Below are 13,523 nucleotides of genomic sequence, written 5' to 3'. Positions count from 1 at the left end.
TCCCGGAAAATAGATGGAGAAAACGCGCCGGAAGCGCATTTCCTCCACCGAATTGGTCCTGATTATTGCGGATTGCCGAGGATCATTCTGGCTAACGCTGCAAGGTCGACGATATCCAATTTCCCGTCATGGTTGAAGTCGTATTTCTGCAGTTTGCTCCAATCCGAATCGGATGCGGTTGCCCCGTATCTCGCGGCGAGCCGTCCAAGATCGCCGACGGATGTCCGGGTAATCATGGAAGCGGAGAAGGCTTGAAGCGCCGCTCCTAGGCTTACGGTCGTCTCGTCGACTTGCGCCTGCAAAGCATTCTCGTCCAGGTTCACGCGGTTCGCGTCGCGAATCGCGGTTCCCAGCGCATTGTACGTATTTTGCGGATAATTGCCATACCCCGTACCTACTTCGGAAGCATCGAACTTCTCCTGAGATTCCGCTAGCTTAGCCGTCAGCTGCGTCTTGTCTGCAGGCTGCACCGTTCCGATGACCTGTACGGCGTAAGCGGAGCCGTTGCTCAACTTCGTTTCGTTGCCCGATGCGTCGGAGACGACCGCATTGCTGACGTAAACATAGCTGGTCGCCGTATGTTCGATGGACTGCGCTTTGAAGTGCAGCTTCAGAAGATCGACGGTTCCCGTAATCGTCCCGCTCGTTCTCGCGCCCAATATCCGGACTTTCCCCTCCGAAGCGGACTCATCGACAACCGCGAATCCCGCGACCGACGATTCGGAAGAAACATAAGCAAGCTGCGAAGGATCATACTGGACGGTGAAGTCTCCCGCATACACGTTCGATGCCACTCCCGCCAATCCTACCGCCACGTCGACCGGCTGTTCCGCGCCTGCTTCGGCAGGCCCGCCGAGGATCACGGAAGCGGATTGCTGGCCATTGAAACCGGTGTTGCCGTTCAACACGGGAACGACAAGCCTGTTTGCATTGTTATAGCTTTGGAGCGCATTGTTCTGTACCGTATTAAAGTTAAACTGCGTGCGGCCTCCGCTGTCGCCGTAAGCCGTGTTGTCGATGTGGATCCCTTCCGTCTCGCCGTTCTGAATCGTGTTCAATTCGACTCGAATGTCCTTCATCGGATTGACGGAGAGCCAGAAATGGAGACCGGCGTGGTTATGGCCGGTATGGCCTGCTTTATTGATCGTGTTCCGTTGGAACTTCAGCCCTTCGATCGGATAAGAGGTCTCGTGCTTGGCCTGATCTCCGACGGGCTCGGTCGCGACCATCATGCCCGCGTTGTAGGAACTGTCGACGAGATTGTCGCGCAGGGTCAAGCTGTTGCCTCCGATATCCGACAAGCCTCTTCCCCAGTAGCTTGCGATCATCGAATTGAACTCCGCCACGTTGCTGTTGGCGATTGCGCCGAAGTTGAGCAGGTTAACCTGCGCGACGCCGTCGTCCCCAAGGCCCCGCATCGCATTGTTGCGCGCAAGGTTCCCGCTGTTGCCGCCATCGCCCCAATGGATGCCGTCGAAATACGTGTCCCGGATACGGACGTTCTGGATGACCGAATCCGTCCAGTCCGTCCAGCCTTCCAAGCATCCGACGTGCTCCGCCCATAAATTCTGCAGCACGTCGTTGTGGCCCTTGCCAGGGTTCGTCAGAACGACGATTCCGGAGTGACCGCCCCGCTGCGTATCCACGCTGCTGATCCGGAGGTCGGAAATCGTCGTGTTGTCATTGAGCGTAAACCCGACCGTACCGCCCCAATCCGAAATCGATGTCGTGGCGTGCAGGCGCGAATACCAGATGCCCGCGCCTTGAATGTTCACGCCTGAAGGCACTTCGATCTTGACGCTTTGGTTGTATGTGCCTGCAGGAAGCCATACGCCTTTGCCCTGCGCTGCCGCATCGTCGACGGCGCTCTGGATCGCCGCCGTATCGTCCGCGACTCCGTCGCCTACTGCGAGATACGGAGCCTCTTTAACGGAGATGAAGTTCGCCGGCATGCTTAACGGAGCCGCCGCCGTCTCGAGGTCGATCAGATCGATCGCGTACCAAGCCAGGCTGTCGCCATCATCCTTCTGCAACTTGACGGTATCCCCGGCGTTGATGTCGATGGCCAGATCCGTCTCGTCGAATCTTCTCGTCGCATTGGCATCGCCCGTATCGTAAAGATACGTCGAGCTTAGGTCGATCGTCTGTTTCTTGACGTCGTTGACATACAGACTGAGCGTGCCGCTGCTGTCCTTCGGAATACTGTAACGGAGCACGAACCGGTTCGCGTCTCGCGCGTTGCTCCACTGCACGTACTCGCCCGTGCCGTTCAGATTGACGTAGGACTTGCCCGAGGCGACTTCCTTATGCATCGGATCCGGCGTATCGTTGAGCGCGGCGCCCCCGCCGAGCGTACCGCTTTCCGCTTCGTAGGTCGTATATGGCACGGTCGCGCCGCGCGATTCGTTGTTCGTCAGGCGGAACCAGTCGATATTGGCGATGCCGATACCCGACTTGCCGACGATGTACAGATTGTGCAGCCCTTTCGCTTCGGACGTCAGACCCCAAGTTTGGGTTTCATACTGGTTCCAGCCGTCCGTATCCGCCACCGTAAACGTACCGATGACAGGACCCGTCAAGCTGTCGAGCCTTACTTCGAATTGGCCGCCCGTAGTAACCGATGCGAGGCGGGCTTCAATCGTCTTAAAACCGCCGCTCAAATTGACATTGCCATAGACCAAGTAATCGCCTTGATCGAAGCCGCTGACGACTTTGCCGCCCTCGGCTCCGGCAGACGCAACCGCATTCGCGCCGGTTGCCGCCGTCTTATCTTCCGCTTGCAGCTTCAATGCGTTCGTCATCGTAATGACGGGCATCCATTTCGTCTCGTCGTTCGCCGCGCTTCCGTTGTTGTTGACGACGAAGTAGATCGCATCGCCGGCTTCCACATGGATGTTCGTCACCCCGTCCGGAATGGCATCCGCTTCGGAAGTGACCGTATGGCTCCACAATATATCCTTGTTCTTCAGAATGGATGCGACGATGCCATCGCCGTGAACGTCCGTCTTGAACACCGTTCCCGTAATGTCGATGTTGCCCGCCTTCGGCGCTACCCATTTCTTGACGGCGTCGGAAGCATAGTCAGGATGGAAGAAACCATCGCGCGTATACGGCAATCCTGTCGTGCTGTCCGGATCTACCCACTTCGGAATGGTATCCGTGACATATTGCGTCAGATAGGAATACGTGCCGTTAAGCTTCTTCATGCTGTACCAGCCGCCCGTGCCTTGCGTATTGCCGAAGGAAGCTTTCGCGTCGAAAGTTTCGCTCTCCGTCGCTGCGACGGCCGTTGGCCCCGTAACGCCGCCGCTTGCGGAACCGACGAGCGTAACTTCTTTGAACACGGTCGTGTCCGCCCAGTATGGCAGCGACTTGTCCACCCAGCTGACGTACGTATCGCGCTTGCCGTCGCCATTCGCATCGTCGTTCGCGGTCGCGTTGAATCCGATCTTGTCGCCCGGCTTCGGCGTCAGAGCGGTAAAAGGTACGGCGAACTCGACGATGTAACCGTCGGCTGTCGTTTTCACGGCGCTTTTTACTTTCGTCAGATCCAGCGAAGAAACCGCCGACGATACGAAATTGTTAATGTCCACTCTCGCCTGGTAATCGCCCAGCTGCATCGTGCCGTGCTTGGCGTTCAGCTCATCCGTCCATACCTCAACGGAATCGTTGTTCTCGTTCGTGCCGCTCGCGTTCGGCGTACTGTCTTTCACGTCGAACAGATAGTACAGATTTTTGCTGTCCCACGCGACCTTCGCCGTTCCGGTCGTGCCGTTCGCATCCGTATTCATTTGCAAGGACGAGGATCCGCTCCACAGCTCATCCGCGTTCCCATCGATAACAGGCGTCCCCATCGCCGCATGCGGCGGATCGATTAACGTAATCTCTTGGAATACGGTCGTATCCGCCCAGTACGGCAGCGATTTGTCGATCCAGCTGATATACGTATCGCGCTTGCCGTCGCCGTTGGCATCGTCGTTCGCGCTGGCGTTGAATCCGATTTTGTCGCCTGCTTTCGGCGACAGCGACGTGTACGGCACGGCAATCTCAATGACGTAGCCGTCCGCAGTCGTCTTCACCGCGCTTTTCACTTTGTTCAAATTCATGGAGGCAATCGTCGACGATAGCGCATTGTTGACGTCTACTCGCAGTTGATAATCGCCTTCCTGCATCGTACCGTGCTTGGCGTCCAGCTCATCCGTCCAAACCTCGACGGAGTCGTTGTTCTCGTTCGTGCCCTTTGCATTCGGCGTGCTGTCCTTCATGTCGAACAAGTAGTACAAGTTTTTGTCGTCCCACATGATTTTGGCCGTTCCCGTCGTGCCGTTCGCATCCGTGTTCATTTGCAGCAGCGAGGAGCTCTTCCATTGCTCGTCCGCTACGCCATCGATGATCGGAGTGCCTTTCGCAGCCGCGAATTCGGCCTCCGTCCCGCCGTCTCCGCCGGCTTCGGGATCGTTCTCCATATCCGTTGTCACGGCTGCGCCCGCTGCGCCATTGGAGAATGCGGCTTTGCCGGAACCCGACACCGTATTGCCGGAGAACGCAAGCGTGCCGACAACGGTCTGGACGATCCGAATCCCATACTCGGCCGGATCGGCGATTTGGTTGTCGTTAAAGGTCGCGTTGATCGGGAGCGAGCCCACGATCAAGACGGCGCTGTCTTTGGAACCGTTCAAGATGTTGTTCTCGATCAGCGCATTATCGATGCTTGGCGCTTTGTTCGTACCTTGCAGACGGATGCCTCCCCGTTCCGCAACCGAGCTGTTGCTGCTGTCCCCGGTGATCGTATTCCCTCGCACGACCAGATTGGATACGGCATAGGTATGCCAATTTCCTTCCGAAGCAATGTAGACGCCCGCTCCGCCGGTGTTCGCGATCTGGTTGTTCTCGACGGTAATGTCCTCGCCGCCGGAAACCGTAATTCCCCGGGCGTGGCCTCCCGACACATTATTGTTCTGAATCGTAACGCGCTTGGACCAGCTGGGCGTCTTCTCGTAGGAGACGATCGCGATTTGGTCATCGCCGTTATCGATGCAAGTATTGTTCTCGATGAGAAGATCGCTCGAGCCGCCGGTATTGTGAATCCCGTCGGCAAGCGTGTTCTTGACCGTATTGCCGCTTATCACGCCGTTGTTGCCGAAGTTGATGATCCCGGCGGAAGATCCGCCGTCGATAACGACGCCTTTAATCGAAAAGTTGGTGGCGGTATTCGTCACGAAAACCCGCGCGGAATCGTCGGTCGACAATCGTTCCGACGCCGTGACGGTGGTCAATTGCACGTTGCTCAAGTCGGAGCCGTCGCCGCCAAGCTCGATCGATTGATGCTGCAGATTCGTGCTTTTCAGAATCGATGTCTCTCCGTCGCCTGTCAGATCGACCCCGTCCAGCATAATGACGTCGTTGAACAGGAACGTCCCCGCCGGCACATACACCGTTGCGCCTTGCGTCTTGGCATCCGCGATCGTGCTGACGATAGCGGCTGTATCGTCCGTCTCGTCGTCCGGCGTCGCTCCGTAATCCAAGATCGACAGCGTACTTGCCGGTTCGGCACCGACAACCTTTGTTGTTGCGACTGTAATAGCAGGCATACACATTAAAAATGACAATAAAATGGCTAAAACCCTTTTACCCGACATTCAATGGCCTCCCGTTCGCATCGTTTCAACTTCCTCTCCAATTGTAGAAGACGAAACTTCGCAAAAAAACGGAATTCCTTAACCATCGACTATGAATTATTTAACCGCTTTCATTTGCGCGCGGAATTGTTTGGGACTCATGCCGAAGCACTTCCGGAAGACGCTTCCGAAGTAAGCCGGATCCTCGTAGCCGACCTTGCCCGCAATATGCGAGATTTTCAAATCCGTCTCTAGCATCCATTTCGCGGCCGATTTCATGCGCAGTTCGGTCAGATATTCGTGGAAGCTTACGCCGAATTTTTCTTTGAACCGTTTCGAGAAGTAGTTCGGATGGATGTAATAGGTATCGGAGATCTTTTGCAGCGAAATCGGTTCATTAAAGCAAGTATCCAAGTACTGCTTGGCCTTCTCCATCACGTCGGCATGCAGTCCATGATTCAGGTTCACGAAATATCCGACGATATTCCCCGCGTGGCTATTCAGCTTACGAACGGCTTCTTGCCAAGTCGTCATGTTCTGCAGCCATTGCAGCAATTCGTCCATGTCCCCGATTAACCGCTCCGGCGCGGTCGTTTTCGCCAAGAACTTCTGGAACAGCAAATACACGTCGACGCAGAACCATTCCAGTTGGGAAAAGGTCGAGCTAGGCGATGCCACGAGGATTTCCAAGCGTTGTTCGATCCAATTCGTGCAGGCTGCCTCGTTGCAATCCTCCAGCCACTGCAACAAGATGCGCTCATCCTCCTGGGATAGGAATGGGTTGACGATCGGCAGCTGCTGCTGGAAATGCTCGTATTCGAAAATATGCCCCGTTCCGCGAATGACTTTGTTGCGGATGATCAGTTTCGCCTGCCGGTAGGACTGCTGGATATCCTCGATCCGATCGACGGTCTTACCGATGGATACGGTCGCTTTCAATTTGAGGTAATTCTGAATACCGTCAAGAACGTCCCGCATCAGCGCATGGATCGCGTTCCTTTCCTCCGGACGATTGAAGCCGAACATGTAGAGCATTTCGTTCTCGTGGATCGCATGCGTGAAGAGAACGCCTTGCCGCCCGGACGAAGCCATCCGATCGGACATGATATTCTCGACCGCGAACCGGACAAGCTCCTCTTCTCCTTCGCGGAACGAATAGTGGGGAAGCGCATACGGCTCCAAAACCAAGGCAACGACCAAATAACGATCGAAATGCGCCTGCACCTCTTCGATCCTAGGGTTGGTTATTTCATTGCGCATCTCCGTCTGCGCGGATAATTGGATCAGCTTCGTCAGATGCTGCTGCCGCAAAGTCTCCTTGTTCAACGCTTGGTTTCTGAGAAGCAGCGCCCGTTCCTCCCCTAAGGCACGCTCCTCCTCGATTCTGTGAATCGCTTTCAAGAGCGCTTCCCTGAGTTCCTCGCTGTCGACCGGTTTGAGCAAATAATCGGACACGCCATAGCTCATCGCCCGCTTCGCATACTCGAACTCGCCGTAGCCGCTGACGATGATGACATTCAGCTTCTCTTGAAGCAGGAGCGCTTGTTCGATAAAATCCAGCCCGTCCATGCCCGGCATCCGGATGTCCGTCAGGACGATATCCGGTTTGATTTCGATGAGCAGCTCAAGCCCGTCGATTCCATTGTCGGCTTCGCCGGCTATGACGAGAGGGAGCTTGTCCATTGAAATTTTGTTCACTAAGCCTTGACGCAGAATAGGTTCGTCTTCCAAAATCAAAACCTTCAGCATGGTTCCACTCAGCTCCTTATCGGATCCCTGGGACAAATGAGCCGCATCAATTGCTTCTGGCTGGCGTGCTATTCTGATTATGCGAACATGAGCCGCTTCACCCTTGTCATGAATGCGCTTCCAATTGGCGCATGTAAAAAGGAGACTGTCGATTCTTCATCAGCAGTCCCCCGGTGTCGTATGATGCGATTAGCTTCGTTATGGAATAAACCCAGCCTAACACATCCTAATGGCGTACTCAAGACGCGTGCGAGAGAATGAACTCCCTTGCTTAGATCATGATGAAGACCTGGTTCGCTTCGACTTTAACCGGATACGTCTGCAAATCCTTGCACGCAGGCACGCGTACCGCGGCGCCGCTCGTGACGTCGAATCTGCCGTTATGCTTCGGACATTCGATCAATTTGCCCATCACAAGGCCGTCCGCGAGATGGAACTTGCCGTGCGTGCAGAAGCCGGCCGTCGCATGATAATCCCCTTTGTCCGTCCGATAGACCGCGAAGGATTGCTCCCCTTGATCGAAACGAATCACATCCTCCACGTCGATCTCGCCAACCTCGCAAACCGCCACCCATTCACCGTTCGACATTAGGCTTCACTCCTCGTTTCAATATTTAGCTCGGGACCGTAACGATACGGGGTCGCCGTTACCGGCAAAGGCTTAACGACCACGTAGGCAGGATCCTGCTTCTGCTTGCGCAGCGCGCCGACGACCTCCCGGAGTGCCGCCCACAGGCTCGGCCGCGCTTCCGGACAGTCGTGCTTCATCTCTTGGTGAAGCTTCGGCAGCGCGTGGAAGGGAACCATCGGAAACATATGATGCTCGGTATGATAATTCATGTTCCAGTACAGGAACCTGAAGACGCGGTTCATATAGATCGTGCGCGTGTTCAGCCTGTGATCCAGCACATCCTCGTACAGCCCCAAATGCTGCGTAATGCCGAAGATGAGCACGAGCAAGCCGCCGTAGAACGAAGGAAGAATGATGAACATCGCCGGGAGAATGCTGCCCGTGAACGCGCAAGCGGCAATGACGGCCAGGAAGACGAGCATGTAAATGCGGGCTTCGCGGAACACTTTCGCATACTCGGATTCCGGGATATAGTCCTTCTCTTGCTCCTCCAGCCTGCCGAACGTATGCAGAATGAATCGTTTGATTTCGATCGGACCGCCGTAGAGATGGAAGAGCTGCATATAAAGGATTTTCCAGACCGGCGGTCTCGCCGTAATGATCTCCGGGTCGCGGCCCACGATAATCGTATCGGTATGATGACGGGAATGGCTCCAGCGCCATGGCGTAGCGGAACGCAGGACGAAGAACGAGGCAATATGATAGACGACATCGTTCATCCAAGGCGTCTTGAAAGCCGTGCCGTGTCCGCATTCATGCCATCGGGAATCGCCCGGCGTCGCATAGAGCAGCCCGTAGAGGAAGAAGGCCGGAACCGCCCACCAGGTGCCCCAAGAGAGATAGGCCAGAACACCGAGAACAATAAGTCCGCCGAACCAAATGATCGTGTCCCGAATCGCCGGACCGTCCTTGCGCTTCATAAGCTCCTTCATCTTGGCCCGCGGTATTGCCGTTGCGTGCCATTGCGCGGATGCGAGCCCTTTCTCCTCCGCCCGTTTGCTTTCCTTGCCCTTCAAACTGTAGTCTCTTCGCTGAACGACGATCGCCATCCCGTTCGCCCCCTCGTAATTGGCCTTATTTTGAAACATACAAGCCTCTGTGCCCGGGCACGAAATTGCCCAAAAGAAAGCCTTACAGGCTTTCAGGGATATAAATGTGAGTCTCCGTAAAATGATGCTCGGACTCGGGCTGCTTGCCCGCAAACACATGGTCGTACAGCATGCGCAGCGATACATAGCCTTGCCTCTCCGGGTTCTGGACGATCGTGAAATCGATGATCCGCTCGCGAAGTCCCTGCTCCGCCGGCGGCATCAAATCATTGCACACGACGCGGAGCTGTCCTTCCCTCCGATGCTTCTTGATGGCATCGACGCATGCGGCGATATCGCCCGTCGCCATATAGATCCCGCCGAGGTCCGCGTGCTCGCCCAATAGCCGGTCCAGCTGCTCGAACGTTTCCGCATAGCGGTCGTAGCCTTCGATGACATCCAGCACTTCGAAGCGGCTTCCGTAATCGGCCAGCCCTTTCCGAAACCCTTCCACGCGCGAACGATGCGCATGGAATTTGAGATTGCCCGTAACGATGACGACTTTGGCCCGCTCGTGCAGCACGCGGTTCATCAGGCCGGCGGCTACCAAGCCGCTCTTGTGCAGATCCTGTCCGACGAAGCAGATCCGTTTACTGTGCTCCACGTCGGAATTAAACGTGACGACGGGGACATTTCGCTCCGCCGCGTAATCGATGCTCGCCCGGATCAGCTCGTCGTCCATGACGGAGAACATGATGCCGCTGACGCCCGCTTCGACCAGCTCGCGAATGGCCGCGGCTCCTTCTTCGGGACCTCTGTTGTCCACGTAGCGGTAATCCAACCGGATGCCGAGGTCCTTCAGCTCGTCTGCGGCGCTGTTGATTCCGCTGCGGATGGATTCGAAGAACTCAATGTCTTCCGGCGGCATGACGATGCCGAATACGACCGGCTTCTTCTGATAGGCGAGCGCTTTGGCGGCAAGATTGGGAACATAATTCAATTCGTTGACGATTTCTAGTATGCGGGCACGTACATGCGGCTTTACGCCTGGCCTGTCGTTCAATACCCGGTCGACCGTGCCTCTGGAGACGCCGGCCTGCTTTGCGATTTCTCTGATAGTTACGGTCATGATTCGCTCCTGATTCTTAATGTGCTCGGGCACAGTTTTAATTATAGAGCGAAGTGATCACGCTTTCAAGAGGCTTTTATCCGCTCGGCGAAGCTCCATTCCGAGGACGGCGGTTAGCAGGCTGCTGGTTGCGTTAGTTGGCTATTGGCGACTGGCTGCTGGTTGTTGGGGGATGGCAACTGGGTGCTGGATGCTGGATGCTGGATGTAGGCTGTTGGCTGTTGGCTGTTGGCTGTTGGCTGTTGGCTGTTGGCTGTTGGCTGTTGGCTGTTGGCTGTTGGCTGTTGGCTGTTGGCTGTTGGCTGTTGGCTGTTGGCTGTTGGCTGTTGGCTGTTGGCTGTTGGCTGTTGGCTGTTGGCTGTTGGCTGTTGGCTGTTGGCGACTGGCTGCTGTGTGCTGGCTGCGGCCGCCCGCTTTATTCGACCCACAGCGACGTCCGCAGACAGCGTTCCTCGCCCGCCACAATGCCCTGCGCACCCGTAAGGTCGGGCGAATACGGAAGGTTAAACGCATCCGTTAAATACGTGTAGGGCTCGATCGAGAACGATTCGTTCCAACTCGGACTGAACAGCAGCACGAACGGAAACTGTTTATCCACTTGGTAGGCGATCGAGTAAGCCGGCAGCTTGAAACGGCAGATGGCATCGGATTCCGGATCGAGCGTCAGCATCGAGCATCCGAGCTTCGGATAGCTTGCCAGCGGGAATCCGCTGCGCATCGCTTGGCTCAGCGCCGTATCCGACGGCATCCCCGTCACGAATGCTTTGTCCGTGGCCGGCCACTCTTCCACGGCGGGAATGTGCAGCGTCGTGCTGTTCTCGAGCGCAGCCGGAATCGAGAAATACGGATGCAAGCCATAGAAGAAAGGCGCCTCGTCCGTTCCTTCGTTCTTGATCGTACTGTCCATCTGCAGCTTCCCGTCCAGGAGCCGGTACGTGATGGCAAACGTCAATGGATGCGGGTAATACGCCAGGATGTCCGGGTGGTCCGCGTATTGCAAACGACTGGTCACCCACGCCCCTTCCTCTTCCGAGGAGCCGTAGGCCACAACTTCCCAAGCTCTGCTGACGAGTTCCCCATGCAGGTGATATTCAGGCGGTTCCGTTAGCGGAAACCGATAGTTGCGTCCCTTGAACGTAAACATGCCGTCTTGGATTCGGTTGGGCGGAAATAAAATCGGCGTACCGTATCTTGTCGCGGCAGACCGGTCTTCGCGCAGGCGATGCAAGCTGATCGGCGTCTTGATGATCTCCTGGCCCGCCGAGCTGAAAAGAAACAAGTTATTGCCCGCGTCCGGAAGCAGCCTTGCCTCGGAATCGCTGCTCCTATCTGTCAGAACGATAACGTTCAGGCCCTCTTGAACGCGCGTCTCGGCTGCGTATCTTTGCATGGGTTCCCCTCCTAATGGTGGTTTTCGTTCATTAGCAAGCCCGTATGGCAGCGGTTACACAATTTATGTGCCCGGGCACGTTCGATTGTACATCGCTTATGGGGTTTCGACAATAGGAAGTTCTTCGTGCGAAAGATCTTCGTTACAGCGAAGCTGCCACTGCTACCTACCATCGCAGCAACGGTCCAACGGCCACCATCGTGCCGATCGCAGAAACGAGTCTAACGCCACCATCGCCATGACCACAGCAGCAAAAGCCATCGCGCAAGTGCCGCTTTGAGAAAGTCGCTACGCACTAAATGCCGCCAGGATCCGGGCTCGACTCGAGGGAGATTGAGATTCTAACGAATTCAGGCGGCGTTATCTTCGTGTTTTAGCGTTTATTCAAAAGCTAACGAATCCAGCGATGCTTAAGAATCCGAAAATGAGTAAAAGCAGGCTGAAAATGGGCACATCGCGAGAGATAGCACGTGTCAGATTCGTTAGCATTTCAAACAGCCGATTTAGACATGAATAAGGCTTGTGGAATTCGTTATAGCGAAGCTGCCACTGCTACCATCTCAGCGTTCGGTACATTTCCCACACTTGGGCTTCTGACAGTATATGCTCCCCGTCAACATAGTCGATGCTCCAAGTTTACCATTACCCAGCCCCCGGATTCGCCACCGCGCCGAGGAATGCGAGCGTCCCCGTCGTCCGATCCTCGATCGCGAAGAAGAACGGGCGATCCGCGATAAACTCGAACGCCTCCGGCGGCGGAGCGGAGCTTCCCGTCACGTCGATCTTCGTCGCCGCAGCCGCTTTCGTCCCCAGCTCGTCTACGGAGATGAACGCCTTCTGCAGCACGTCGCTGACGAATAGTCCCTTGCTCCCGTTATCGGTCATGCCGGAGAAATCCGCCGCGGAAGGGTCGAAAGAAATCTTCATCCCCAGCCCCTCCAGCACCTCTCTCAGCTTCTTGCTCGTCTTGAACGTAAACTTCGGCAGCTGCAGCAGCGTGTCGCTAACGCCTTCGTCGAACCCATCCTGCCACGGCGACGGGTCGCTTAAGAACGTCTCTTCAGCGCGCTGCAGCGTCACGCCCGGTTCCGGCAGCACGACGATCATGCCCCATTGTCCAGAACCGTAGGGCAGCCGGACCGCTTTGTACTCCGCGGTCGTCAGATGAGCGAACTTATCGCGTTGACGCATCATAGGCACATTAACCATCGTATCTTCCGTCAGATGGAAGGGCTGCGTACTCGTCCCCGAAGCCTCGAAGGGCAGCTGCCACGTACCATTGAAATAGATCGCATTCATCAGCACCATCTCCGCATTGGCCAAATCCGAGCTATTCACCATCTGATCGATATGGCCGCCCGTCTGTTTGCTTACCCAGCGGTTGATCGTCTGCGCCGCGGCAGGCTTGCTGAAATCAATCGCATGGACTTCCGCCGCATAGAACGTTTGCAGCTTTTTCTTAAACTCGGACTGCAACCGTACGCCCTTCTTCGTCCAAATTGCATCGGCGATACGCACTTCGACCGCCGGATCGGCGTGCTGCAGCAGATCGAGCAGCACTTCGTTGCCTGCATGGAGCGACTCTTCCGTTATGCCCTTGGCGCCAAGCAGCGCCAGCAGTTCTTCCCGCGTCTCGCCCTTCGCGCCGTTCAGCAGCATCGAGAGCGCGAACGACACGCTGAGCGGCGAGAACGCCACGTTGCGTTTGCTGACGGCAGCCTCTTCAAGCAGCGGCTGCGCCATTCGCAGCGCGAAGCTGTTATCGCTCTTCACCTGTTCGGCATGCACGTCCTTCGCGGCGAATCGCGGCCCGTCCGCCGATTCGCCGCAGCCGCCGAGCAGGCCGATCATGCTTGCCGCCGCGAGTAGAACGGCGTTCGGTTTGATCATTCTCGCATAGATCCCCATGAATGAATGCCCCCTTCTCTGTCTCTGTCTCTGTCTCTGTCTCTGTCTCTGTCTCTGACTCTGTCACGGC

Annotated in this window: 7 protein-coding genes; all 7 read right to left on the bottom strand. The window is 56.1% G+C overall.

What is annotated here, in order from left to right:
* Positions 1-62 precede the first annotated feature (62 nt).
* The 7 genes from GZH47_RS25010 to GZH47_RS24980 all read right to left on the bottom strand — a co-directional run bounded on the left by GZH47_RS25010 (position 63) and on the right by GZH47_RS24980 (position 13,453).
* Positions 63-5,591 (bottom strand): sugar-binding protein, encoded by a 5,529-nt coding sequence (locus tag GZH47_RS25010; protein ID WP_225446202.1) that lies wholly within the window; start codon positions 5,589-5,591, stop codon positions 63-65.
* Positions 5,592-5,735: 144 nt separating this feature from the next.
* Positions 5,736-7,367, bottom strand: a complete 1,632-nt coding sequence (locus GZH47_RS25005) for a response regulator (RefSeq protein ID WP_162643733.1) — start codon at positions 7,365-7,367, stop codon at positions 5,736-5,738.
* Between the two features lie 271 nt (positions 7,368-7,638).
* Positions 7,639-7,956 (bottom strand): Rieske 2Fe-2S domain-containing protein, encoded by a 318-nt coding sequence (locus tag GZH47_RS25000; protein WP_162643732.1) that lies wholly within the window; start codon positions 7,954-7,956, stop codon positions 7,639-7,641.
* Positions 7,956-9,047, bottom strand: coding sequence for a fatty acid desaturase family protein (locus GZH47_RS24995; RefSeq protein ID WP_162643731.1), 1,092 nt, complete (start codon positions 9,045-9,047; stop codon positions 7,956-7,958). Before GZH47_RS24995 ends, GZH47_RS25000 begins: the two co-directional genes overlap by 1 nt.
* Positions 9,048-9,129: 82 nt before the next feature.
* Complete coding sequence (locus GZH47_RS24990) at positions 9,130-10,155, bottom strand: LacI family DNA-binding transcriptional regulator (protein ID WP_162643730.1); 1,026 nt, start codon at positions 10,153-10,155, stop codon at positions 9,130-9,132.
* Between the two features lie 415 nt (positions 10,156-10,570).
* Positions 10,571-11,545: an aldose 1-epimerase gene (locus GZH47_RS24985; RefSeq protein WP_162643729.1), complete on the bottom strand. Its 975-nt coding sequence runs from the start codon at positions 11,543-11,545 to the stop codon at positions 10,571-10,573.
* Positions 11,546-12,187: 642 nt separating this feature from the next.
* The gene (locus GZH47_RS24980) at positions 12,188-13,453 is read right to left on the bottom strand and encodes a serpin family protein (RefSeq protein ID WP_162643728.1); all 1,266 of its coding nucleotides are present in this window, start codon (positions 13,451-13,453) and stop codon (positions 12,188-12,190) included.
* Between the last annotated feature and the right edge of the window lie 70 nt (positions 13,454-13,523).

Source organism: Paenibacillus rhizovicinus (assembly GCF_010365285.1).
Lineage (GTDB): Bacteria > Bacillota > Bacilli > Paenibacillales > Paenibacillaceae > Paenibacillus_Z > Paenibacillus_Z rhizovicinus.
This window is presented reverse-complemented; position numbering and strand designations above follow the sequence as displayed.